Source organism: Streptomyces sp. NPDC001985, from assembly GCF_040296845.1.
GTDB lineage: Bacteria > Actinomycetota > Actinomycetes > Streptomycetales > Streptomycetaceae > Streptomyces.
In genome coordinates this window covers 57,893-81,590 of sequence record NZ_JBEOYB010000009.1, presented here as the reverse complement: position 1 = coordinate 81,590, position 23,698 = coordinate 57,893, and the positions used below count along the sequence as shown (strand labels likewise).

25 protein-coding genes and 1 pseudogene are annotated in these 23,698 nt (G+C 71.2%); 10 read left to right on the top strand and 16 right to left on the bottom strand.

Annotated elements, in window-relative coordinates:
- Positions 1 to 29 precede the first annotated feature (29 nt).
- From ABT122_RS06080 to ABT122_RS06050, 7 genes and pseudogenes are all read right to left on the bottom strand, one after another.
- Positions 30 to 1,007 carry a 4-hydroxy-3-methylbut-2-enyl diphosphate reductase gene (locus ABT122_RS06080; RefSeq protein ID WP_351546063.1) on the bottom strand — a complete coding sequence of 326 codons (978 nt, stop codon included), beginning with the start codon at positions 1,005 to 1,007 and terminating at the stop codon, positions 30 to 32.
- Positions 1,004 to 1,288: a hypothetical protein gene (locus ABT122_RS06075; RefSeq protein ID WP_351546060.1), complete on the bottom strand. Its 285-nt coding sequence runs from the start codon at positions 1,286 to 1,288 to the stop codon at positions 1,004 to 1,006. The genes ABT122_RS06080 and ABT122_RS06075 overlap by 4 nt, the downstream gene beginning before the upstream one ends.
- An 881-nt stretch (positions 1,289 to 2,169) precedes the next feature.
- Positions 2,170 to 3,261: a polyprenyl synthetase family protein gene (locus ABT122_RS06070; RefSeq protein WP_351546057.1), complete on the bottom strand. Its 1,092-nt coding sequence runs from the start codon at positions 3,259 to 3,261 to the stop codon at positions 2,170 to 2,172.
- On the bottom strand, positions 3,258 to 4,421 hold the full coding sequence (gene ispG / locus ABT122_RS06065; protein WP_351546054.1) for a flavodoxin-dependent (E)-4-hydroxy-3-methylbut-2-enyl-diphosphate synthase: 1,164 nt from the start codon (positions 4,419 to 4,421) through the stop codon (positions 3,258 to 3,260). Before ispG ends, ABT122_RS06070 begins: the two co-directional genes overlap by 4 nt.
- Positions 4,408 to 6,279, bottom strand: a complete 1,872-nt coding sequence (locus ABT122_RS06060) for a 1-deoxy-D-xylulose-5-phosphate synthase (RefSeq protein WP_351546051.1) — start codon at positions 6,277 to 6,279, stop codon at positions 4,408 to 4,410. The genes ispG and ABT122_RS06060 overlap by 14 nt, the downstream gene beginning before the upstream one ends.
- A 46-nt stretch (positions 6,280 to 6,325) precedes the next feature.
- Complete coding sequence (locus ABT122_RS06055) at positions 6,326 to 6,643, bottom strand: hypothetical protein (RefSeq protein ID WP_351546246.1); 318 nt, start codon at positions 6,641 to 6,643, stop codon at positions 6,326 to 6,328.
- Positions 6,644 to 6,800: 157 nt separating this feature from the next.
- Positions 6,801 to 7,202: pseudogene (locus ABT122_RS06050) on the bottom strand (4-hydroxy-3-methylbut-2-enyl diphosphate reductase); the annotation flags it as partial.
- A gap of 624 nt (positions 7,203 to 7,826) precedes the next feature.
- On the opposite strand from ABT122_RS06050, the gene ABT122_RS06045 reads away from it, so the two are divergent.
- Positions 7,827 to 9,170 carry an NsdA family TPR-like regulatory protein gene (locus ABT122_RS06045; RefSeq protein WP_351546048.1) on the top strand — a complete coding sequence of 448 codons (1,344 nt, stop codon included), beginning with the start codon at positions 7,827 to 7,829 and terminating at the stop codon, positions 9,168 to 9,170.
- Between the two features lie 553 nt (positions 9,171 to 9,723).
- Here the strand turns inward: ABT122_RS06045 and ABT122_RS06040 are convergent.
- The 7 genes from ABT122_RS06040 to ABT122_RS06010 form a co-directional block, all read right to left on the bottom strand.
- On the bottom strand, positions 9,724 to 9,846 hold the full coding sequence (locus ABT122_RS06040) for a hypothetical protein (RefSeq protein ID WP_351546045.1): 123 nt from the start codon (positions 9,844 to 9,846) through the stop codon (positions 9,724 to 9,726).
- Positions 9,847 to 10,309: 463 nt separating this feature from the next.
- A complete protein-coding gene (locus ABT122_RS06035) occupies positions 10,310 to 10,666 on the bottom strand; it encodes a hypothetical protein (protein ID WP_351546042.1) in 357 nt (118 codons plus the stop codon).
- Positions 10,667 to 10,813: 147 nt separating this feature from the next.
- A complete protein-coding gene (locus ABT122_RS06030; protein WP_351546039.1) occupies positions 10,814 to 11,959 on the bottom strand; it encodes a methyltransferase domain-containing protein in 1,146 nt (381 codons plus the stop codon).
- Positions 11,956 to 12,921 (bottom strand): ATP-grasp ribosomal peptide maturase, encoded by a 966-nt coding sequence (tgmB, locus tag ABT122_RS06025; RefSeq protein WP_351546036.1) that lies wholly within the window; start codon positions 12,919 to 12,921, stop codon positions 11,956 to 11,958. Before tgmB ends, ABT122_RS06030 begins: the two co-directional genes overlap by 4 nt.
- Positions 12,922 to 12,955: 34 nt before the next feature.
- Positions 12,956 to 13,246, bottom strand: a complete 291-nt coding sequence (gene tgmA / locus ABT122_RS06020; protein WP_351546033.1) for a putative ATP-grasp-modified RiPP — start codon at positions 13,244 to 13,246, stop codon at positions 12,956 to 12,958.
- Between the two features lie 158 nt (positions 13,247 to 13,404).
- On the bottom strand, positions 13,405 to 13,731 hold the full coding sequence (locus ABT122_RS06015) for a hypothetical protein (RefSeq protein WP_351546030.1): 327 nt from the start codon (positions 13,729 to 13,731) through the stop codon (positions 13,405 to 13,407).
- 184 nt (positions 13,732 to 13,915) lie between these two features.
- Positions 13,916 to 14,317, bottom strand: coding sequence for an ATP-binding protein (locus tag ABT122_RS06010; protein WP_351546028.1), 402 nt, complete (start codon positions 14,315 to 14,317; stop codon positions 13,916 to 13,918).
- A gap of 322 nt (positions 14,318 to 14,639) precedes the next feature.
- On the opposite strand from ABT122_RS06010, the gene ABT122_RS06005 reads away from it, so the two are divergent.
- Together ABT122_RS06005 and ABT122_RS06000 are read left to right on the top strand one after the other, a co-directional pair.
- Positions 14,640 to 15,953, top strand: coding sequence for an NsdA family TPR-like regulatory protein (locus tag ABT122_RS06005; protein WP_351546025.1), 1,314 nt, complete (start codon positions 14,640 to 14,642; stop codon positions 15,951 to 15,953).
- Positions 15,950 to 16,510 (top strand): GNAT family N-acetyltransferase, encoded by a 561-nt coding sequence (locus ABT122_RS06000; protein WP_351546022.1) that lies wholly within the window; start codon positions 15,950 to 15,952, stop codon positions 16,508 to 16,510. Before ABT122_RS06005 ends, ABT122_RS06000 begins: the two co-directional genes overlap by 4 nt.
- A gap of 117 nt (positions 16,511 to 16,627) precedes the next feature.
- Here ABT122_RS06000 and ABT122_RS05995 read toward each other — a convergent pair whose 3' ends face one another.
- Both ABT122_RS05995 and ABT122_RS05990 read right to left on the bottom strand, forming a co-directional pair.
- Positions 16,628 to 16,873: a hypothetical protein gene (locus ABT122_RS05995; protein ID WP_351546019.1), complete on the bottom strand. Its 246-nt coding sequence runs from the start codon at positions 16,871 to 16,873 to the stop codon at positions 16,628 to 16,630.
- Positions 16,870 to 17,112, bottom strand: coding sequence for a hypothetical protein (locus tag ABT122_RS05990; RefSeq protein ID WP_351546016.1), 243 nt, complete (start codon positions 17,110 to 17,112; stop codon positions 16,870 to 16,872). The genes ABT122_RS05995 and ABT122_RS05990 overlap by 4 nt, the downstream gene beginning before the upstream one ends.
- A 1,153-nt stretch (positions 17,113 to 18,265) precedes the next feature.
- Here ABT122_RS05990 and dhaK point away from each other — a divergent pair.
- The 7 genes from dhaK (at position 18,266) to ABT122_RS05955 (ending at position 23,578) form a co-directional block, all read left to right on the top strand.
- A complete protein-coding gene (gene dhaK / locus ABT122_RS05985; RefSeq protein WP_351546013.1) occupies positions 18,266 to 19,258 on the top strand; it encodes a dihydroxyacetone kinase subunit DhaK in 993 nt (330 codons plus the stop codon).
- Between the two features lie 34 nt (positions 19,259 to 19,292).
- Positions 19,293 to 19,907 carry a dihydroxyacetone kinase subunit DhaL gene (dhaL, locus tag ABT122_RS05980; protein WP_351546010.1) on the top strand — a complete coding sequence of 205 codons (615 nt, stop codon included), beginning with the start codon at positions 19,293 to 19,295 and terminating at the stop codon, positions 19,905 to 19,907.
- Positions 19,904 to 20,350, top strand: coding sequence for a PTS-dependent dihydroxyacetone kinase phosphotransferase subunit DhaM (locus ABT122_RS05975; RefSeq protein WP_351546007.1), 447 nt, complete (start codon positions 19,904 to 19,906; stop codon positions 20,348 to 20,350). The genes dhaL and ABT122_RS05975 overlap by 4 nt, the downstream gene beginning before the upstream one ends.
- Before the next feature lie 127 nt (positions 20,351 to 20,477).
- The gene (locus ABT122_RS05970; protein WP_351546004.1) at positions 20,478 to 21,245 is read left to right on the top strand and encodes a hypothetical protein; all 768 of its coding nucleotides are present in this window, start codon (positions 20,478 to 20,480) and stop codon (positions 21,243 to 21,245) included.
- 82 nt (positions 21,246 to 21,327) lie between these two features.
- Positions 21,328 to 21,933, top strand: a complete 606-nt coding sequence (locus ABT122_RS05965; protein ID WP_502976107.1) for a class F sortase — start codon at positions 21,328 to 21,330, stop codon at positions 21,931 to 21,933.
- 538 nt (positions 21,934 to 22,471) lie between these two features.
- Positions 22,472 to 22,687, top strand: a complete 216-nt coding sequence (locus tag ABT122_RS05960) for a hypothetical protein (RefSeq protein WP_351545999.1) — start codon at positions 22,472 to 22,474, stop codon at positions 22,685 to 22,687.
- A 108-nt stretch (positions 22,688 to 22,795) separates the two neighbouring features.
- The gene (locus ABT122_RS05955; protein ID WP_351545997.1) at positions 22,796 to 23,578 is read left to right on the top strand and encodes a glucosamine-6-phosphate deaminase; all 783 of its coding nucleotides are present in this window, start codon (positions 22,796 to 22,798) and stop codon (positions 23,576 to 23,578) included.
- Positions 23,579 to 23,698: the final 120 nt, after the last annotated feature.

Below are 23,698 nucleotides of genomic sequence, written 5' to 3'. Positions count from 1 at the left end.
CAGGCGGCGGGCGCGCCGGTGTGACATGGTCACGGAATGCGAAAGGTGTGATCCGCCTCGGGCTCCAGGTCCTGGTGAAGCTCCCTGGGCAGGGCGAAACGCTGATTCTCGGTGGCGGCCGTGATGGTCTCCACGTCGCCGTACCCGCGCTGGGCCAGCCACTCCAGCACGCCGTCGACCAGGATCTCCGGCACCGACGCACCCGAGGTGAGGCCGACTGTGGAGACACCCTCCAGCCATGCCTCGTCGATCTCCGCCGCGCAGTCCACCAGGTACGAGACGCCCGCGCCGGCGCCGAGGGCCACCTCGACCAGGCGCCGGGAATTCGAGGAGTTGCGGGAGCCGACGACAATCACCAGGTCGGACTGGGCGCCGATCTGCTTGACCGCGATCTGGCGGTTCTGTGTCGCGTAGCAGATGTCGTCGCCCGGCGGGCCGACGAGCTGGGGGATTTTCTCCCGCAACGTGGCGACGGTCTCCATGGTCTCGTCGACCGAGAGCGTGGTCTGGGAGAGCCAGGCGACCCTGGACGGGTCGCGGACCTCGATACGGTCGATGTCGCCCGGGCCGTCGACGAGCGTGATGCGGTCGGGGGCCTCGCCCAGGGTGCCGATGACTTCTTCGTGACCTTCGTGGCCGATCAGAAGGATGTCGTATCCGTCACGGGCGTAGCGGGCGGCCTCCTTGTGGACCTTGGTGACCAGGGGGCAGGTGGCGTCGATGGCGGCGAGGTGGCGGCGAGCGGCTTCCGCGTGGACGGTGGGGGCGACGCCGTGCGCGGAGAAGATGACCACGCTGCCCTCGGGCACTTCGTCGGTCTCCTCGACGAACACGGCACCCTTGGCTTTGAGGGTGTCGATCACGTGGGTGTTGTGGACGATCTCGTGGCGTACGTAGACCGGGGCCCCGTGCAGTTCCAGGGCTTTCTCGACGGTGGCGATGGCGCGGTCGACCCCGGCGCAGCTCCCGCGGGGGGCGGCGAGCAGTACCCGCTTGCGGGGGTTCATGAGGTGCGCCCCACGGCTCGGGTGGCGATGTGCCACAGGGCGCCGGCGGCCGACACCGGATACGGGACGCTGTCGAGGGCGGTGAGGGCATGTGCGTGCCGGGTGGTGAGCATGTCTTCGGCGGTGGCGCGGGCGCCGGTGGTGTCCAGGACGGTGAGGAACCCCCCGATTCGCGCGGCCGGCTCGGGGAGTTCCCGGGCGAGTACGGGCCGCACCACCTCGGGACCGTCCGGACCGGCGAGGTCCGTGACGCCAGGGCCTTCACGCGGGGGAGCAGTCATCGGACACTTTCCTCTCATCGCGGACTCGAGGGGGTGCGGTCAACACCAACCCAGCTGTGTGCGCGGGCAGTTGTAGGGGCCCGGGAGCCGGGTACAACCAGTGCACCGCTCCGTCCCCTGGCAGCACAGAGGGACAAGGCGGCGAATGCGGTGCGAGCGATGCATCCTTGCGTGTTTGTGAAATGACCAGCGGATGAGGGCGGCCCGGCAACCGGACCGAGGAGGGACACCGTGCCCACATCGGCCAACACCCGCTTGCGAGCCTTGCCGGCGGAGGCAGCCGGCGGTTTCGTGGTCATCAGCGCGTCGAACCGCGTGAGTATGTCATCCACCGAGACCCGCTCCGGATGCCGCGTCGTTGACAGCATCGTCGCCGTCCGCCGCTACTCCGCCGGCCTGTGCGACGTCGGCGCGTGCGTACTCATCCCGACGCCCTCATACGGCGGCAGGGTGGTCTGCGTCGGCCGGCGGACTGGGCGATCCGGGGGCAGCCCACGAACTAGCACCGCCGCCCAAGCGGTGTTCCCCCGGGCGGCGCCTTCGAGGTCTGGCATGCCGAGATCGGTCAGTGGCGCCATGCTGGTGATCAGTCGACACAGTGCGGGTGCGCGCGGCGGGCCAGCGCCAGGGAGAGTCTCGGCTCAGCCGCGGTGCTGTGCGGCCCTGATGCCGGGCGCCGGGCCCCGTATCCGCCCCTGGAGGAGGCGGAGGTGAGCGGCGCCGTAAATCGGCCTCCAGCCGGATGGCCTTTTCATGGTCCGTTTTTCCGATCAGCTCCGCCGGCTCCGCACGGGGCCTGCGCCGGTGCAGACGATCACTCCGTCGTTACACGCCGCCTCGGCGTCGAAGGCGCGGCGAAAATGCTCGTGTGCCGTCACGGCTCACTGCCGCCGCCTCACGGAACGATCGGCCAGGCACCGCAGGGCATCGATGGCGGCAGGCTCCACGGGAGCCGACTTCAGGCTCTCCAAGGCCAGCCCGTACCGCTCAGTGATCATCTCTTCGACCATCCGGTCGGCGCCAGTGGCGGCGATGATGTCCCGGGCAGCGCCGGCCTGGTCCTCGGTGAGCGTGGGAGACCCCAGCAACTCGCGGAGCCGATCCGTCTGGGACGGGGAGGCATGGAGCAGGGCGAGGCAGACCAGCACGGTGTGTTTACCGTCGCGGAGGTCGTCCAGCGCTGGTTTGCCCATGGTCGCGGGATTCCCGAAGACACCCAGGAGGTCGTCGCGGAGCTGGAATGCCTCCCCCACCGGGATCGCGAACGCGGACAGGGCTTCCAGAAGAGCCGGTTCGGCGCCGGCGAGGGCGGCTCCTATGTGCAGGGGACGCTCAATGGTGTACTTGGCGGTCTTGTAGCGGCAGACAGCCAGCGCCCGTCCCACATCCGCGTCGGGTGTTCCGGTGGTGGTGACATCGAGGTACTGGCCGTAAATGACCTCGCTCCGCATGGCGTCGATGAGTGGCAGGACGTCTGACAGTTGCCGTTCACTCAGGCCGGCGGTGTGCAGGAGTTCGTCGGACCAGAACAGTGCGAGGTCGCCGACGAGAACGGCGGCACTGTTGCCCAGGTGATCGGCCGCCGGTCCGGTGCGGCCGTGAGTGTGCTGTGCGGCCAGGGTCCGGTGGACGGTGGGCTTACCGCGGCGGGTGTCGGACCGGTCCATGAGGTCATCGTGGATGAGGCAGAACGCGTGGAACATCTCCAGCGCCGCCGCGGTCTGGAGGACGGGCCGGGGGCGGTGCTGTCCTCCGGCGACATGCCAGCCGGTGAGACAGAGCAGGGGCCGGAGCCTTTTGCCGCCGGCGGCCAGGAAGTCCCGCAGGGCCGCGTTCACCTCGACGGGCATGCTCTGTGCCGCCGCGGCTCGGGCCTTCGCGGTGAGGAAGCCATCGAGCAGGCGGTCGACTTCCGCACGGACTCGATCCGGACGGAGGGCCTGAGCATCGGCCGGGGTGGTGGTGGCGGTCATGAGGTGTTCCCGGCTGTCGTGGTCACAGATGGGCCGTGGTCGCCGGGTCCCTGGCCGGGCGCGTCGGTGAGGCGGAGGGCTTCGTCCAGGAGTGCTTCCACGATCCTGTGTTCGGGGACCGTGCGGAGGACTTGCCCCTGGCGGAAGATCTGGCCCTTGCCGTTGCCGCAGGAGACGCCGAGGTCGGCCTCGCGTGCTTCGCCGGGGCCGTTGACGACGCACCCCATGACGGCGATCCGCAGGGGGTGGGGGAAACCGTCGAAGGCGGCCTCCACCTTGTTGGCCAGGGTGTGGATGTCGACCTGGAGGCGTCCGCAGCCGGGGCAGGAGACGATCTCCAGCTTGCGCGGGCGCAGACCCAGTGAGGACAGGATGTGGCAGCCCGCCTTGACCTGTTCGACGGGTGGCGCGGAGAGGGAGACGCGGATGGTGTCACCGACGCCTTCGGAGAGGAGGACACCGAGGGCGACGGCGGATTTGATGGACCCCTGGAAGGCGGGTCCGGCTTCGGTGACGCCGAGGTGGAGGGGGTAGTCGCAAGCGTCGGCGAGGAGCCGGTTGGCGGCGATCATCGTGGCGGGATCGTGGTGCTTGACCGCGATCTTCAGGTCCTGGAAGCCGTGTTCCTCGAAGAGGGAGCACTCCCAGAGAGCGGACTCCACAAGAGCTTGAGGTGTGGCTCTGCCGTGCTTGGCCAGGAGCCGGGGGTCCAGGGAGCCGGCGTTGACTCCGATCCGGATGGGCACGCCCGCCGCCGAGGCCGCCTTCGCGATCTCGCCCACCCGGTCGTCGAACTTGCGGATGTTGCCGGGGTTGACCCGTACGGCGGCGCAGCCGGCGTCGATGGCGGCGAAGACGTAGCGGGGCTGGAAGTGGATGTCGGCGATCACCGGCAGCTTGGAGCGGGCGACGATCCTGGGGAGGGCGTCGGCGTCGTCCTGGGAGGGGACGGCGACCCGGACGATGTCGCAGCCCGCCGCGGTGATCTCGGCGATCTGCTGGAGGGTGGCGTCGACGTCGGCGGTGAGCGTGGTGGTCATGGTCTGCACGGAGACCGGTGCGCCGCCGCCGACGACCACGCTCCCCACCTGGATGGGGCGGGTACGGCGGCGCACCGGAGTCGTCGGGACTGCGGGCAGCCCCAGGTCAGTGGTGGTCATCACGCCCCCTGGACGTCATCGCGAGAGCGGTGGCCGACCGCGCGGACCGTGGCCGGCGGTCGGGGTGGGCGGCGAGAACTGCCGCGACGATGCCGGGCCCGTCGAGACCGGCCTCGGTGAGCAGCGCGGCGCGCGGCCCCTGGGGGACGAAGGAGGTGGGCAGGCCGAGGGTGATCACCGGGGTGGGGATGTCCATGTCCTGGCACGCCTGGGCCAGGGCAGTGCCCATTCCGCCGGTGCGGAGCGCGTCCTCGACGGTCACCACCAGCCGGTGGCGGGCGGCGTGTGCGGGCAGGGCCGCGTTCACGGGCAGGACCCAGCGGGGGTCGGCGACGGTGACCCCCAGGCCCTGGTCCTCCAGGAGGGCGGCTGCCTCCAGCGCCGCCGAGGCCAGTGGACCCGCCGGGACGAGCAGCACGTCGAGTGGGCCGGAGCGGGTGCGGTGCAGGATGTCCAGGCCGTCCATCCGGGCCAGTGACGGGATCGGAGGACCGGCGGTGGCCTTCGGCAGCCGCAGCGCCGTCGGCCCGTCGTTCATGGCGACCGCCTCGCGGAGCTGCTCGGCCAACTGCACGGTGTCACGTGGTGCGGCGATCCGCAGGCCCGGCACCGCGGAGAGCATGCTCAGATCCCATATACCGTGGTGGGAGGGCCCGTCCGGGCCGGTGATCCCGGCCCGGTCCAGAACGAAGGTCACCGGCAGCCGGTGCAGCGCCACATCCATCAGCACCTGGTCGAACACCCGGTTCAGAAACGTCGCGTAGATCGCCACCACGGGGTGCAGACCGCCCATCGCCAGACCGGCGGCGGAGGTGACCGCCTGCTGCTCGGCTATCCCGACATCGAAGACCCGGTCCGGGAACTTGTCCCGCATGGGGTGCAGACCGGTCGGCCGCAGCATCGAGGCGGTAATGGCGACCACATCGTCACGCTCGGCGGCCAGCGTCGCCAGCTCGCCTCCGAACACACTCGTCCACGATGCCCCGCCCGGAGTGCCGGGCCGACCGGTGACCGGGTCCACCACACCGACCGCGTGCAGACAGTCCGCCTCGTCCTGCTCGGCCGGCTCGTATCCCTTGCCCTTGACCGTCACTGTGTGCACCACCACCGGACGGCCCAGGTCGCGGGCCTGCCGAAGGGCCTCCTCGACGGCGGTGACGTCGTGGCCGTCCACCGGACCGAGGTAGGCGAACCCCAGTCCGGTGAAGACGTTCCCGTGCGGTCGCGCGCCGTCGGCCTCCCCCCGGAGGTTGGCCAGGTGGACGGCGAGAGCCCCCGTGGTGGGCTCGTAGGAGCGGCCGTTGTCGTTGACGACCACGACCACCGGCCGTTCGGGGGCGGCGCCGAGGTTGTTCAGCGCCTCCCAGGCCAGGCCGCCGGTCAGGGCGCCGTCCCCGATGACCGCCACCACGGCCCGGTCGGCACCGGACGAGAGTGCGCGAGCCTTCGCCAGCCCGTCGGCGTAGGCGAGGGCGGTGGAGGCGTGTGAGTTCTCCACCAGGTCGTGCGGCGATTCGGTACGGGACGGATAGCCGGACAGACCGGCCCGCTGACGCAGTCCGTCGAAGTCCCGCAAGCGACCGGTCAGCAGCTTGTGCACATACGCCTGATGGCCGATGTCGAAGATGATCGCGTCCCTGGGCGAGTCGAACACCCGGTGCAGCGCGATGGTCAGCTCGACCATCCCCAGATTCGGCCCCAGATGACCGCCGGTGGCGCACACCTTCTCCACCAGGAATGCCCTTATCTCCACGGCCAGCTCGCCCATATGTTCGCCGGGTACGGCCCGCAGGGCCGCCGGGGTGCCGGACTTCGCCAGCAGCGGGAAACGGGTGGTGTACGTGCTGGTGTCACTCATCGGTTCTTCCTCACTGCGGCAGGCGGTTCGAAGCAGGTGTACTCGGTCATGGTGATCCGTTCCCGCACGGTGAGCGGCCCCGGCCCGGCCAGTGCCGAGAGGGTGTCCTGAACCAGTGCGGGCGGGGCGGACGCGCCGTCGCTGAGCCCGACCGTGGCGCGTCGCGCAGCCAGTCCGGCCGGGTGCGGGAGCAGTCCCCGATCAGGTGGGCCGGGGTGCCCGGCTTGCGGGTCAGTTCCACGAGCGGCACCGAGCTGGAGGAATGCTCCGAGCCCAGGACCGGAACGAGGTCCGCCTGCGCGGTGACGGCCCGCAGGGCGTGCCGGCGGTTGGTGGTGACGCAGCAGATGGCCTCGGAGAGCAGGCCGCGCGCCTGGGGAGGGAAACGTTCCTTCAGCGCGGCGAGCGAGGCCTGCGTCAGGTACGTGATCTTCGACGGGTCCGGCGGGTCCAGACCGACGATGTCCCGCGCACTGCCGACGACCGCGGTGGCGTCGGGGGCCTCGCACGCGAGTGCCCTCGACCTCCTCGTCGCCCGCGTGCCCGATGAGCACGAAGCTGTTGCCGCGCTCGGCGTAACGGCGCGCCTCCGCGTGGACCTTTGTCAGCAGCGGGCACGTCGCATCGACCACCGTCAGGCTCCTGCGGGCCGCCTCCGCACGGACCCGCGGGGAGACACCGTGGCCGGAGAACACCACCAGGGACCCCTCGGGAACCTCGTCCGGTTCCTCCACGAAGGCCGTCCCGCGCTCCGTCAGACCGGCGATGACATGGGTGTTGTGGACGATCTGCTTCCGCACGAACACCGGTCGGTCACCGGGTCCGTGCCGCTGTTCGAGGAGAGCCTCGACGACGTCGATCGCGCGCTCCACCCCGGCGCAGAACGATCGGGGGGAGGCCAGCAGCACTGTCCTGGGACCCATGACATCGGCCCATGAGGCCACGGCCGTCCCCGCGGCTGCCCGCGAGCCCGTGTCGGAAGCCATCACGGCAACGCCAGTGGAGCCTTCCGAACCGAGGACTCCCGCTGCCGGGTGATCGCCCGGGGCGGGGCGGGCGACAGCAGCCGGGAAGGCGCTGTCCGCTCCCTCCCCCAACAGGCGGACCGGACCGGTGACGACCGAGTGGGCGGCGGAGACGAGTGTCCCCGCGATCATCGGAGCGGCAGGGCAGGCCATGACGCGCCCGTCAGGCCAGAGCAGTTCTTCGGCCACCAGCACATGACCGGCGGGCAGTGGCACCGCCGGGGCGGCTGCGTACCAGCGTACGGACGACCATGGCACGCGTCTCCACCTCGCTTTCCTACGTGAGACCGGCATCGGAGGACCGCATCCGGAGGTGAGCGTTACGGGAACAGGGGCCGATCCAGCGGTGTACCGGGATTGGGCGACCTGTCCGGGCGGGTACCTCCCTTGCTAGTACATCCGTCGATAATCAGACCGCGTAGGGGTTTTGGGGTGCGGCTGTGTTGCGTGTGCCGCATCTCTGCGCCTTTGTGAACGTGGTGTGCAGCCGGATCATTTCTGTCCAGAGGGAACGGAGGAGTGATGCCCTCTCAGCAACCGAACGCACGGCTCGCGCGACTTCTCGAGGAGGCGGAGTGGAACGCGGCCCTGCTCGCCCACGCCGTCTCCTCGGTCGCCTCCGAACGTGGTCACGTCCTGACGGTGAACCGCTCGACAGCGACACGCTGGCTCATGGGGACCCGTCCCCGTCCGCCCGCGTCCACCTACATCCTGGAGGCACTCTCCCGGCGCCTGGGCAGACCGCTGGCCGCCGCCGACGCCGGTCTGACCCGAGCCCCTGGCCGTATACCGGACTGGTCCTGGACGTCAGATCCCGTGGACTATCTGACCAGGCTCGCCCACAGCCAACTCGACCCCGACCGCGGACTGCTCCTCGGCGCCGACGTCTACAGCCTCGGGGCACTGTCGATCCCGGACTGGGAAGATCTGCGCGCGCAGACCATAACCCGCCGTGCCCGAGTCCTGGCCGGACGCCGTGTGGGCCACGCCGAAGTCGACGCGCTGACGCGCATGACCATCTTCTTCGCGGCTTCGACCGGCACCTTCGGCGGCGGTCACGCCCGCACCGCGCTCACCACCTACCTTGCCAACGACGTTGCCCCCTGGCTCCTCTCCAGTGCCAGCGAACCCGTGCACCGCCAACTCCTCACCCACACCGCCCAGCTCACCATCCTCCTGGGCAACATGTGCGCCGACGACAACGACACCGTCCTGGCCCAGCACTACCACCGCACAGCCACCCATCTGGCCGCCCGGGCCGAAGACCCCCACACCTACACCATCGCCATCCGCGCCCTCGCCTCCCAAGCACTGGAAATCGGCCACCGGCGGCCTTCCCTCGCTCTGACCGAACAGGCGGCTGCCACCGCGAAGCGCCACGCCTCGCCCCTGACTCAGTCCTTCACTCAGTCCCAGCTGGCCCTCGCCCACGCACGGGCCAACGACCGCCCCCGAGCCCTCCTCGCGCTGCACGACGCGGAAGTCCTCCACAGCCACGCGGACCAGAATCTCACAGACCCCTTCGACAACTACCCGACCGCGGCCCTGCACTACCAGCGCGCCCGGACACTGACCGCACTCAAGGACCATCAGGCAGCCGCCCGCGCCTACAGCGCCTCCCTGCGCGCCCGCGCCCCACAGGCACGCCGCGCCAGGGCACTGACCACCGCGCTCCTGGCCGAATCACAACTGTTCCAAGGAAACCTCGAAGAATCCCTCACCACCTGGAAACGCTTCCTCATCGACTACCCCGGTCTGCGCTCAACCCGCGCCAAGGCCTCCCTCACCACCATGCGCCAGGTACTGCGCCCCTACAGCGCGCACCCCGACGTGGCACTACTGACAGAGGAAGCCGCGGCCCTGTGAGCCACACCTCGCACGGCCACCGACGCGTCGGCAGCACGGCACGACAACGAGCGCAGGACACCGGGCCGGGGTGCATGGTCGCGAACCGCGCGGTGCCGCCTGCGCCTGCGGGCAGGGTGCCGCACTGGCGCAGCAGCACTTCCATCTGGTCCCGGTCGGCCGGGTGCTCGTCCGCGCAGGCGCGGCGCCGCTGACGGCCGGTGCCGTGGACCAGAGCCCGCAGGACCCCGCGCTCGCGGGACGAGGCCGCCATCCACGGCACCCTCGTGGGACGGGCCGGACCGGACGGACAGAGCCCGGCAGGGGCATTCATGGGGATATCGCCTTTCGCATGAAGGTGTGAGCGATGGGGCGGGGCCGGCCGCCGTGGCACGGGGGCGGCGGCCGGGCTCCCAGCCCCCGGCACAGGGGTGGGAGCGCCTTCCCGCCCGTTCACGGGCGGCTCCGGACTGGACCGTGGCCGATCGGGGGAAGGGAAGGCCCCGGGTGGCCGTCTCCGCGGTCCCGGACGGGGGATTCACGGGACACGGAGACGGCCGGTCTCAGGGGTTCGTCACAGATGGGGTCCGAGGGTGAACGCGAGCCAGAGCACGATGCCCAGGACCACCAGGACCACGGGGAGGAGCCCGCAGCCTCCGGCGTCGGCGAACGCGCGAAGCCGCCGGCGCGCGGTCACGTCCCGTACCGTCCCGTGGCGGCCGGGGCGCCGCGCCGCACGAGGACCATGTCGGGGAACGGTGCCCGTTCCTCCGGGGGCCGCGGAACGGGCACCGGCCGGACCGGGGGCGCCGGGCGTTCCCGCGCGGCCGGCTGCTCCCGGCCGTGCGGGACGGTGCGGAGGGTCTACGAGGCGGTGAAGCGTCTCATGAGCGTGCTCCCGCGACGGCCGTGGTCTGCTGCGGCCGGCGTGCGTGGTGGTCCCAGCACGGGTCGAGCGTCACCGTCCGGTGCGGTGCGGTGCTGGGCATCGGCTGCTGGTCCATCCTGTGGTCCCTGCGTGAGTGCGAATGGGTCGGTTGAGGCCCTTCACCGGGCAGCGGCCCCGTCATGGGGGTGTACGGGGCAGGAGGGGCTGCCCGGCGAAGGGCGCGGGCCGCGTCACCGGGGAGGGGAGGAACCGTCCCCGGTGGCGCGGGGTTTCAGACCCCGTGCCGCCCGGCACGGGGCGGGGGGAAGGGCCAGGCGGTGTGTTCGGGCTGGTCGCGCCAGAGGGTGTGGCCGCCGCCGGGGGTCACCGTGAGGCCGTGGGCGCCGTGATCGGGGCGCCCGGCCCGGACCCATTGGGCGGTCAGATCCGCCCGGGTGTCCCACAGTGCGTGCGGCCCGCCCTCGGTGACCCGTACCCGGTTGTCGTCGTCGGGCAGTATCCGGGCCCAGGAACCGCTGTGCGGGTCGGCCAGACCGTGCATCTCCAGGCCGCCGTCGCGGCCGTCAGCAAAGGTCCGGGCACAGATGCCGGGCTGGCACAGGGCGACTTCGAGCGGGGCGGCGAGCACGAGGTCGGTGAAGAACCGCTGCCGCCCGGCAGCGGGGACCGGGAGTTCGACCGTGCGGGTGCGGCCGGGGGCGAGTAATCGGAGGCGTGCACGGTGTCCTTCGGAGGGTGACGGGGTGACGGAACCCGGGCGGAGCGGGGTGTGGGCTCAGGTGGTCCAGCGGCCGGGTGCGGGGCCTTCGCGATACAGGGTGTGGGTGCCGTCGTCGGTGACGGTGAGGCGGTAGTGGTCCGGGCCGGGGCTTCCCGAGCGGAGCCACCGGGCTGTCAGGGGCGCCCGCTCGGCGTACAGGTCCCTCGGGCCGGCGATGGTGACCTGGGCGCGGCCCGGCCGCAGGGGCACGATGCGCGCCCAGGAGCCGGTGTCCGGGTGCCGCATGCAGTACGCGACGAGCCGGTCGGCATCCGGTTCGGCGAACTCCACCGTCTGCACGTCGTCCTGGTAGAGGGCGACCTCGGGCACCGGGCCGGTCATGAGCGCGTCGTAAAAGGCGTCCATCTGATGGGCGGCAACCGGCAGATCCACCTCCGCACTGTGCTGGCCTGCGCCGTTGAGGAGATGGCCGGAGTGGTCGGCGACGCGGGGCGTGCGGCTCCGTGCGCTGGACCTGGCGATCATGAAGGCGGCGGGCTCGGGCAGGAACCGGCCGGTCGCCGTACCCTCCGGGGTCACGGTCAGGTGCGCGATGCCGCCCAGGACGTTCGTGACGATCACCCCGCCGGGCCGGACCTGCCGTACCCACTCGGCGGGGACGCGGTGCACGCCGCAGGTCGCCAGAATGCCTCCGTAGGGAGCCCGGAGGCCGCACGCGTCCCTGCCGTCACCGGTGACGATGGTCGGCTTGTAGTCCAGGGTCCACAGCCGTTCGCGCGCCGTCCGGGTCAGGATGGGGTCGATGTCCATGCTCACCACGGCCTGTGCGCCGAAGCGGTGGCACAGCAGCGCGGTGTTGTATCCGGTGCCGGTCCCGATCTCCAGGACCGGGCCGGCCCCGGCGGTGAACGCCTCCAGCATCCGGGCCATCAGCGATGGCTGGCTGGAGCTGCTGATGGCGCTCCCGCCGGTGTCCCAGCGGGTGATCAGCGAGGTGTCGCTGTAGACCCTCTCGTAGAAGTCGGGCGATGTCTCGTCGACCGAGGCGAGCCCCTGGTCGGTGCGGATCTGGAAGGCGGGGACGAAGACTTCGCGGGGCACGCTGGCGAACGCCTCGACCCACGGGGGTGTGGACAGGGCCTCGGCGTGCCGGAGGTCACCGGTCAGGCGGGCGCGTGCCTGCTCGGATGTCAAGGTCACGGTGCTTTTCCTTCGAGGAGATCGGCCAGGGCGTGGGTGATGGGGGACAGCAGGTCCGGGACGAACGCGTACTGCCCGTTGGGGTTGACATCGACGAGGAACCAGGAGCCCCCGGCGTCGACGAGGAAGTCGAGCGCCACGTAGTTCAGGGCGAAGGTGTTCATCAGCGCGCGGACACCGGCCGCGACCGGCGCCGGCACCGGGCAGATGCGGTAGGTGAGGGAGCCGTAGTCGCGGCGGAAGTCGATCCGGGATTCCGGTGAGCCGGCGTGGATCTCGCTCGCGAAGACGCGGGACCCCACCGCGGTCAGCCGCACCTCGAAGGCTTTGTCGATCCACTCCTGGAACAGGTGCGCGGTCCGCGCCACAGCGTCGGTGATGTCATCGGGGGCCACCCGGCTGGTCCACACCGCGACCGTCTCGCCGTCCGCGCCTACGGGCCCGGCGTTTCCCAGGGGCTTGTACGCGGCCGTCCCCGTCGGCAGGGACCGCACGAACTCCCGCGCCGTCTCCGGCTCGTTGGTGACGACCGTCCGGGGGACGGCGAGCCCGCAGCGCCGCGCGGCGGCCAGCGCGAGCGGCTGGCAGTCGGCCGCCGCGTTGCGGAAGGGGTGGTTGACCCAGACACAGCGCAGCGAGGCGAGAATGCCCCCGAACCCGGCGCGCGCCTCGGCATCGGCCCACCGGGCGTCCGGGCCGGCGAGTCGGGGGTGCAGGCGGAACGGGCCGGGGCGGCGGTAGTAGACCGCCCTGACATCCTCCAGCCGCAGGTCCCGGTACTGGCCGCGGACGTCGCCCTGCCAGTCGTCCGCGCCGGCGCCGATGGCGGCGCTGAATCCCAGACTCTCCGGGAACGCGCCCGGATCGAGCCGGTGCACCGGTATCCGGCGACTGTTGAGTTCGTCGATCACCAAGTCGGCGGTCGCTTCCAGCTCCGGCCGGGTCAGCACCAGGACCGTCACAGCATCACAGCCTCTCCGCCCCGAAGGGCCCCTGCTAGTCCGTGTCCTTCGCGGTGTCCGTGGTCAGCTGCATGTCCTCGCGCGTCTGGGACCGGGACCAGATCTCGGACCCCATGGACGGGGCATGGATGAACGGCTCCCCGGTGCCATCCACCGTGATCTGCCGCACAGGGCACAACGACAGCCCGCCCTTCCCGGGCACCTTCTCCAGGGAGACCGGCACACGAAGGGCGGTCGTGAGGCCGAAAGGCCGCACCCGGCCGGCCGTGGCGGGCCCGGTGTGCTGCGCGGAGCCGGAAAGTACGGGCGGTGCGAGCGTGCTCATCTGCGATCTCCTGTCAGTCGATGGTGCTGCTCACCGCCCCGGTTCTGGGGCGGGGTCTTCACCGGGTGGTTCTGGCCCACGCGCGCGGGCGCGGGGGTTTGGGTGCTTCCCGGCGGAAGTCGGTGGGGCCGTGCCCGCCTGCGGGCGGGCACGGAGTCTCAGGCGGCCTCCCGGCTCAGCAGCGCGGGCATCGCGGTGCGCGGGGAGGGCACGGGCCGGTGGTGATGGAGGACGTGGCGGAGGTTCAGGGGCCCGACCCGCACGTCCGGAGTGAAGGGCCGCAGCCAGTACCGGCCCGGCCACCGAGGAGGCAGACGGTGACTCTGCGGCGGGACCGCGAGTCGGCCCGGAGCCCCCAGACACAGCGCGTAGGGGTGCGGCTCCCACCGGGCCCGGGTACCGGGAGGCACCAGCCAGTAGAGCCAGGGCTCGGCCGTATCGCCGATGACCGGCCCATAGGTGTGGGGAAGGAGCGCTTCGAGCACGCTCCGAGCACCGCGTGTCCCTGGGTCCCGCCCGCGGTGATCACCACGTCGAACAGGCCACCGAGCCGGATCGCCCGGGGACGGACGACACGGTGGGAGGGCCGCCGGCGCGCGGTCAGCAGTGAGCGCAGACGCTCCACCGCCTCATCGCCGGTGGCCACACGGAGGAGCGCGGTGGAGGAGATCACTGGTCGTTCCCGGGCTTGGCCAGGACACACCAGACACCGGTCCGGTCAGCGGTCAGACCCCAGTGGGCCGCGATCGCCTCGACGATGCACAGGCCTCGGCCGCTCTCCGCGAGAACGTCGTCAGCCTCCGGCCTGTCCGCGGGGAGTGTCACCGCGGAGCCGTCTCCCACCTCGATCCGAAGACAGGGATCGCACCACCACATCCGCACCCCGACCGTATGTCCCCGGCCGTACCGGAAGGAGTTCGTGACCAGTTCGGTCACCGCCAATTGCGCCAAGGAGGTGAACGAGCCGAGGCCGCTGTGGACGAGACGTGCCCGCACGATCCTCCGTACCTGCCCGGCACGCCGTCCGTCCTTGTCGGAAAGAGGCTGGCCGGGCCCTGTGGTACGGACCATGCGGAGGGAACAGAGACGTTCACCCGGAAGGTCCGGCGGTTCGGCACTGTTGAACTGCACGCTGCTCGTCATCAGAAGGCCGGCCGTGACAGGTGGCATGGCGTCGTCTCCGCGAGTCCGTCGAGAAGTGGTTGGGTGTGCGCTGACGTGTACCGAGGCTCAGCCGTCGTGGCACGAGGCGCTCCGCCTAGTGGCATGGAAGAGCAAACCGCTGATGGACTCCCGGATGGAAGGTAAAAGTCCGCGCCGCCCGGTTCCGTGGGACCGGCAATTTTTACCCTCCCGCGAGCACACAGAGCTCAACGCGCGCTACCGTGAGTTCATGACGGACAACGTCCACCTGGCTGCTCACCTGAAGGCGGCCGGGATGAAGCAAGACGAGTTGGCCCGGCGTCTCAACGACAAGATCAAGGGGTTGACCGGCACGCCCGGCAACCTGACTGACCGGCACATTCGCAACTGGTTGACCGGAAAGACACGATGGCCGCAGGAGCGGCAGAGGCGTGCTCTTGAAGCAGAATTTCAGGTCCCTGCCCAGGAGCTGGGGTTTGTGCCACGGTCAGGGGCATCAGAAGGGGGTGGTCCCAGCAGCCGCACACCCTCAGCGCCACCGTCATCGGAGGACTCCGTGAAACGCCGCACCTTCGCCGCCGCGTCTGTCACTCTCACCACTGCGACGCTGATCCCCGGCTCGGGAACGTCCGCCCGGCCCCGCGCAGGCATGCGGGACGTGGATGAGTTGGAAACCGCCTTCGCCGACCTGGTCACAGCCGACAATGCCCATGGTGGCACGGTGAAACTGGAGGTCAGGGCTCTCGCCTTCGCCAGACACTCCCTGGAACGCCAGGCCGTCGGCAGCACTGCCGAACGAGTGAGATCCCGCCTTTACCAGCTTGCCGCAGCCTTCACTGGCACAGCCCTGTGGGCGGCAGTTGACGACCGCCGACCGGACCGCGCGCAGCGTCACCTGGAGCGTGCCCTCACCCTCGCCGGCCTCTCCGGAAGCGCCGAGATCCAGCTACGCCTGTGGAGTCACGCCTCCCTCCTGGCATCTCAGCGGCCCGGCGGAATCAACGAAGCGATCGCAGCAGCCCAGGCCGCACGGAGCTCCTACGCCTGCCGCCGAGACCCCCTGTACGCCTCCCTGGCCGCCGCCCGCCTCGCCGGTGTGCACGCCCAAGCCGGGGACGCCGCGACGGCCCTGCGATCCCTGGATCAAGCACGGGCTGCCTTCGACCGTGCTGATCCCGCAATTCCCCGTCCGGCATGGATCACGTTCTATGACAGAGCCGAGCTGATGGGACTTTCGGCACTCGTTATGGCGCTCGTCGGCCGCCACGACGAAGCCGAGGCCTATTTTCACCAAACGCTCTCCCGGTTGAAACCCCAGTACCAGCGCAACCGTGGCTACTACACCTCTCACATGGCGCTCACGCAACTCCGGCAGGGAGATGCGGAGCAAGCGTGCGCCACAGCTCTCACCGTTCTGCCAAGTCACGCCGACGACGGACCGACTGGACGGACGGGGCGACTCCTCGCTCGCTTCAACCGCGAACTGACAACCACGGCTCGCCGTGCCACTTGCGCTGCGGAATGGACCGCGCGCTACACCGAGCGAGAGGGACGACGACCGTGACCGTTGAGATCCACCAGGCCACCGCCGAGCGTCTGCCGGATATCCGCCCCACCATCCTGGACATCCACGCCGAAGTACGCCACGGCGACTTCGGGCTGACCGGGCCGTTCTATGAAACCCGCCGCTACGACGAGCGACTGACCGCGTACGCCTCCCGCCCCGGCTGGACTGCGGTCATCGGGTACCAGGACGGTGAGCCGGTGGGTTTCTGCTTCGGCTTCCCTCTCGCAGCGGACACCAAGTGGTGGGCCCCCATGACCTCACCACAGACGCGGGAGTTCACCCGGGAGGACGGGAAGCGGACCGTCGCCCTCAACGAGATCGTGGTCCGCAAGCCCTGGCGCGGCACTGGAACAGCCTGGCAACTGCACGAGGCATGGCTCTCGCAGAGGCGCGAGGAACGCGTGACCCTGCTCGTCAACCCCACTGCCGGCGAAGGGGCTGTGCAGTCCGTCTACGAGGCGTGGGGTTACCGGAAGATCGGAGAGCAGCAGCCCTTCCCCGACTCTCCGGTCTTCGCCTCACTGATGCGACCCGTCCGCGCGGTCAGGTCCTGATGAATCCTTGCTCTCAGCCATCCCCTTGGCCAGCCGGGAGACCTCTCGACCAGTCCACCACCGGTGGCTCGGTGCGGCTGTACATCGGGGAGCGCGAAACTCTCGGGAACGGGCCCCTCAGGGTGCTGGGATCAGCCGCACCGCAGTCACCTTCAGGACAGACCGGGACACGTAGTAGACGATCAACGCGCCGGCGATGACCACCTGGCGCCGATCCTTCTCGCCCTGGAGCTCCCTCGATCCGTGTCCGTACGGGTCCCGGCCCAGTGTCTGGTCCATCTGTGCCCGGAATCTGGCCGGGGAGCTCATATGTGCCAGTGCCGCTTCGGCCGCCGGGGCGTACGCGATCGTGTAGCGGCTCACGCGGCACCCTCCTCGGCCCGCAACTGCTCGAGGATCTCCTCGTCCTCCGACTCCGAGGCGATCTTCACGATCCACTCCCGCACCACCTGCTCGACGGTCGTCATGTTCGCGGCGAACACCTCGTTCACGAACCGCTCCCGGTCCCCCGGGGGAAGAGCGTCCCGGATGCCCGCGAGCGTGGCCGGCACGTCCACCTTCTCTCCGCCGCGGATCGTCCAGAGCACGTCGCCCTCAGCCACAGCCGGACCCCTTTCACCGCCGATGATTCACGTGCTACCGCCCAGTGTCCCCGGATACTCAGGCCTGGTCCTCGGAACTGCTGACCCTTGGACGGACATTCACCCGTCAGAGCGAACAGTGTTCGGGCACGAGGAAAGGGAGAGCCACAGCCCGGGAATGGCTTCACGCCTTCTTCTCTCGTTCGCGATCGGCCTTGACGGCTTGAGACGACCGATCCCAGTTCAGCCCATCCGCGTTGGCGCTGCGCGAATCGCCGGCACTTCGCACACTCCGTCAGTCGGCTCCGGAGACCACCTGACCGCACTCCGGCATCACACCGCGACGACTTCTTTACGGCGGCACGGTGACGGAGAAGCACCGAAACATTTGACCTAGTACCGCTCCTCAAAAGCGTCGGGCACGCGAGAAAGCGGCCTCGCTTGATCCCGGCGGCGGAGCGGGCTTCGACGGCGGACTACCGCTGTGCCGGTCCCGTCGCGCCGCCCACGATTACGCCGTGTCACCTGTCCAACCGCTCGCCCGATGGTCCGTGCGCAGGGCCAGGGGCGACGGTACCCGGCCGCAGCCCAGCCGATCACCCGTTCGAGGCTGTCGCGTCCACAGCGGCCGTGGCGTCGTGCGCGACGAAAAGCGGTCCCCGTGGAGGGGCTGACCAAGTCCCGCCGGCGGCGCGGCGACACGCGGGCAACGGCAGGACTCGGCCGGGTGGCGACCGTCCGCGTGGCCGGACTCGCCGGACGAGCAGGGCAGCCACATGATCACCGGCAACGCGAGGACATCACCCGTCCGGGCTACCTCATTCTCGCCGCAGCCCGAGAGAGGACCCCACGGCCCACACCCCTTGCCCAACAGCCCGTCGCACGGGCGGGAGACACCGCCGGATACGGCAGGACGGGCCGCCGGAGACCGTTGCGTCCCCCTCACAAAGGGGGACTCTCGCCTGATACTGGTCCGAGTGTTCACGTTCGAACACCCCAGTCCGACCGACACGACCTGACGCACCATCAGAAAGTCAGCATCAGGTCAGTGAGAGCTCCGCCGAAACCCGCCTCCGACCGCCGTGGAACGCCAGGATCACCAATGAGCCATGCATGCTCTGACCTGCGGAAACACAGCTCAGAGCCCGTCCGCTGATCTGCCGAGGAGATACCGATGAGGATGCTGATCAACGTCCCCGAGACCGTTGTCGCCGATGCCCTGCGGGGGATGGCCGCCGCGCACCCCGAGCTGACCGTCGATGTGGAGAACCGGGTCATCGTGCGGCGGGACGCGCCGGTGGCCGGGAGGGTGGGGCTGGTGTCCGGGGGCGGGTCCGGGCATGAGCCGATGCACGGGGGGTTCGTCGGGCCGGGGATGCTCTCCGCCGCCTGTCCGGGGGAGGTCTTCACCAGCCCCGTACCCGATCAGATGGTGCGGGCCGCCGCCGCCGTGGACAGCGGGGAAGGCGTGCTGTTCATCGTCAAGAACTACACCGGCGATGTCCTCAACTTCGACATGGCCGCGGAACTCGCCGAGGACGAGGGCATCCGGCTGGCCAAGGTGCTGGTGAACGACGATGTCGCGGTCGTGGACAGCCTCTTCACGGCGGGCCGGCGCGGCACCGGGGCGACGCTCTTCGTCGAGAAGCTCGCCGGGGCCGCGGCCGAGGAGGGCGCGCCGCTGGAGCGGGTGGAGGCGATCGCCCGGCAGGTCAACGAGGTCTCCCGCAGCTTCGGGGTGGCGCTCGGCGCGGTCACCACCCCGGCCAAGGGCACTCCCACCTTCGATCTTCCGCCCGGTGAACTGGAGTTGGGCATCGGCATCCACGGCGAGCCGGGGCGGGAGCGGCGGCCGATGATGACCTCCCGTGAGATCGCGGATGTCGCCGTGCACGCGGTACTGGAGGACCGGCGGCCCACCGGTCCGGTGCTGGTGCTGGTCAACGGCATGGGAGCCACCCCGCTGCTGGAGCTGTACGGCTTCTGCGCCGAGGTGCGGCGGGTCCTCGCCGAGCGCGGTGTCGCGGTCGCCCGTACCCTCGTCGGGAACTATGTGACCTCGCTCGACATGGCCGGCTGCTCGGTGACGCTCTGCCAGGCCGACGAGGAGCTGCTTCGGCTCTGGGACGCTCCGGTGCAGACCGCCGCGCTCCGCTGGGGCCGCTGAACCGACCGGGATTCACCGATCACAGGGAGTTCATGTGCTCGACGCCGACTTTTTCCGCCGGTGGCTGACCGTCGCCGCCGCCCTGGTCGACCGTGAGGCGGAGCGCCTGACGGAGCTGGATTCGGCGATCGGCGACGCCGACCACGGCAGCAATCTCCAGCGTGGCTTCGCCTCGGTCGTCGCGGCCCTGGAGCAGGAGCCGCCCGGGAGTGCCGGAGGCCCCGGCGCCGTGCTGGTGCTGGCCGGCCGCCGGCTCATCTCGACGGTCGGCGGGGCCTCGGGACCGCTGTACGGGACCCTGCTGCGGCTCACCGGAAAGGCGCTCGGCGATGTCGCCGAGGTGACACCCGCGCAGCTGGCCGAGGCCCTGCGGATGGGAGTGGCGGCCGTGGCCGAGCTGGGTGGGGCGAAGGCCGGGGACAAGACGATGCTGGACGCCCTCGAACCGGCGGTGGACGCCCTCGGCGACACCACCGACTCGTTCGCCGCCGCGCGGGACGCCGCCGAGCGGGGCGCGCTGGCGACCGTGCCGATGCAGGCCCGCAAGGGACGGGCCAGCTACCTGGGCGAACGCAGCATCGGGCACCAGGACCCGGGGGCGACCTCATCGGCGCTGATCATCGCGGCGCTCGTGGAGGCAGCGGGATGAGCGATGACGGAGGCAGGGGCGGGGGCATGGGCGGGGGAACGGGAGGACTGGTCGGGATCGTTCTGGTCTCGCACAGCGCGGCGGTGGCCACCGCCGTCGCCGAGCTGGCCCAGGGCCTGGCGGGCGGTGGCACGACCGCGCCGATCGCCGCCGCGGGCGGGACCCCGGACGGAGGGCTCGGCACCAGCTCCGAGCTGATCGTCCGGGCCGCGGAGGCCGTCGGCACGGGTGCGGGAGTCGCGGTGCTCGTCGATCTCGGCAGCGCCGTGCTGACCGTGAAGGCCCTGGTGGCCGAGGGCGATGAACTGCCCGGCGGCACCCGGCTGGTGGACGCGCCCTTCGTGGAGGGCGCGGTCGCGGCGCTGGTGACGGCCTCGGCGGGCGGGGATCTCGACGCCGTGGAAGCGGCGGCGGCGGAGGCGTACGGCTACCGGAAGGTGTGACCCGGGGCGCGAGGGGCGGGCGGAGGGGGCCGTTCGGCCCCCTCCGGGTGGCAGCGGCCCCGGCCCGCTCCTAGCGTCGGTCTCCTATGGTGCATTTCCTACCATCGGAGTTCTGACCATGCGTGCCATGCGTGCCATACGTGTCGTGGGCATCGCCCTCGCCGGAGCCGCCGCGACGCTGGCCCTCGGAGGCCCGGCCGCACTCGCGGACGAGGAGCCGGCGGCCACCGGTGACAGCACACCTTCCGTCGAGCGGAGCGACCCCGGGGTGCCGGACAGCCCGGATGCCCTGGATGCCCCGGATGCCCCGGATACTCCGGACCTTCCCGATATCCCGGATTCTCCCGGCCTTCCGGCCGAGGACTCCGGGGACTCCGGGGACGGGACCCCGGGTAAGGGCGGGGGCGGTGGCGGTGGCGGTGGCGGGACCACCTCCTTCGACTTCACCGTCACTCCCGCCGCCGTCGCCCCGGGGGGCACCGTGACGCTGAACACCGTCGCGTGCCAGTCCCCCACCGTGACCGTGTCGTCCGAGGCCTTCGAGACCGTCACCCTCCAGGAGGGCCGGCCCGGCACCGCGCGGATCTCCGAGGACGCGGAGCCCGGCGCGGAGTACGAGATCACCTTCGACTGCGCGGGCGAGAAGGGCCTGGCCCGTTTCACCGTCGGCGGAGGCCCGGCGCACAACGGTGAGGACGGCGGTACCGACGCCGGCATCGGAGCACTCCCGCCGGGCGAAGCGGAGAAACCCGGCGGCGGGGTGCGCGCCGGTACCGGCGGCAGCACGGACGCGCTGAGCCCCGCGCGGACCGCCACCGGCTCGGTCCTGGTCGCGGGGGCACTCGGCGGCGGTGCCGTACTGGCGTACCGCCGGCGCGCCGGGAACCGTGGCTGACGAGGGACGGGCCCAGCGGTCTTCCGCGCACCAGGCCCGCCCCGCATGCCGTCCGGACGCCCGGCACAGCGCCTGGTTCACCCTGCTCTCCGTGCTGCTGCTCGGGATCTTCCTGCTGCGCACCGGGACGGCGGGGAGCGCTTCGGGGCCGCCCGCTCCCCCTCGGGACGTGGCCGCGCCGCAGTCCCGGCCGCCGGTCGCGGGGCTGCTGCCGCCCGCCCCCGGGCCGCTCCCGCACTCCCCGCCCCGGCGGATCACGATCGCCTCCGTCGGGGTGGACGCCGCGCTGACGGGGGTTGGTCTGGACCCGGACCGGCGGGTCCAGGCACCGCCGGCGGCCGACGGCGAGCTGGCCGGGTGGTACGCGGGGGCGGCGGCTCCCGGGGAGCGCGGGACGGCGGTGGTCGTCGGCCATGTCGACAACGCGGCGGGCCCGGCCGTCTTCTATCCCCTCGGCTCGCTGAAGCGCGACAGCAGGATCGAGATCCTCCGGGAGGACGGCAGAACGGTGGTCTTCAGTGTCTACGGCGTGGAGACGCACACGCTGAGGGACTTCCCGGCGGACCGGGTGTACCGGGATGGGCCGCGGGCGGAGCTGCGGGTGATCACCTGCGGTGGGCGGTACACGGGGAGGTCCGGCTACGACAGCAATGTCGTTGTCTTCGCCCGGCTGGTCGAGGTGCGCTGACCGGTCCGCGTCCGAGGACGGCCCTGTGCCCCGGGCCCGCCCGACGCCCGAGGACGGCTCCCGCCCCACAGGCAACCCGGGCAAACCCGGGCCCGCCCGACGCCTGAGGACCACCCCTGCGGCACAGGACCCCGCACCTGGCACCCCCAGCCCGTCCGGGGGCACCTCCCAGAGGCAGCTCTGGGGGAGCTTGAGGACGGACCCCGCACCACAGGGAGCCCGAGCAAACCCAGCCCGTCCGGCGTTTGAGGACGGACCCTGTGCGACAGGTGCCCGCATGCCGCGGGCCACGGTCGGGGGCCGGCCCCCGAACCCCCGCGCCTCAAACGCCGGCGGGGCTGAAATGGCGCGGCCCACCCGCCGGAGGGCTGAGGGGTGCTGCCCACCCGCCGGAGGGCTGAGGGGTGCTGCCCGAAGGCCGGAGGGGGAGGGCGGCGGCTCGACGCCGGGGGCTGGAGTGGTGTGGATCGACACGCGGGGGCTGAAAGGGCGCGGCCCACCCGCCGGAGCAGCCCACCAGGGCTGGCAGACTGAAGGAATGTCCGCTCCTCGTCGTCTGTGCACCGTCTGCCGCCGTGAGATCGCCGTTGTCGCGGGGCGGTTCGCCCGGCACGACCCGGCGGGTTCCCGGGTCGCGGCCGAGATGGTCTCCTGCCCGGGGTCGCGGCGGCAGGCTCCGTACGACTCCGCTCTGCGGCCCACCCTGGACGGTGCCGTCGTGCCGCTCTTCCCCGGGCAGCTCCCCCTGTTCTGAGACCCCGGCCCGGGCGCGCCGGAGGGTACGCGACAGATGGCCCGCTCACCCGGTAGATTGGTCTACACCATTGCGCATACCGAGACGCACACAGAGACAGGGATCTTCGTGGAAGTTGTCATCGTTCCGGACGCCGCCGCCGGCGGCGAGCTCATCGCCGACGCCATGGCCGGCCTGCTGCGCCGCAAGCCCGACGCCCTGCTGGGGGTCGCCACCGGCTCGACGCCGCTCCCGATCTACGAAGCCCTCGCCGCCAAGGTGCGCTCCGCCGAGGCCGACGCGTCCCGGGCCCGGATATGCCAGCTCGACGAGTACGTGGGGCTGCCCCCCGGGCACCCCGAGTCGTACCGTTCGGTGGTGCTGCGCGAAGTGGTCGAGCCGCTGGGGCTGACCGAGGCGTCCTTCATCGGGCCCGACGGCAGCGCCGAGGACGTCGCGGCGGCCTGTGCCGCCTACGACCGCGCCCTCACCGAGGCGGGCGGCGTCGACCTCCAGCTGCTGGGCATCGGCACCGACGGGCACATCGGCTTCAACGAGCCCTGCTCCTCGCTCGCCTCCCGCACCCGGATCAAGACGCTGACCGAGCAGACCCGCAGGGACAACGCGCGGTTCTTCGACAGCCTCGACGAGGTCCCGCACCATGTGATCACCCAGGGCATCGGCACCATCCTGGAGGCCCGCCACCTGGTGCTGCTGGCCACCGGCGAGGCCAAGGCCGACGCCGTGGCGCTCGCCGTGGAGGGCCCGCTCGCGGCCCTGGTGCCCGCCTCGGCGCTCCAGCTCCACCCGCACGCCACGGTCGTCGTCGACGAGGCCGCCGCCTCCCAGCTCAAGCTCGCCGACTACTTCCGCGCCACCTACGCCTCCAAGCCCGACTGGCAGGGCATCTGATTCCCCCGGTACGGGGCCCCCGCCACCCGGCGGGGGCCCCGTACCGATTCCGCTCCCGCTGGAACATATTCCGCGCCCAACGGCTCTTTTCCGCCGTCGAGTTGATACGGTGCGCTCCCT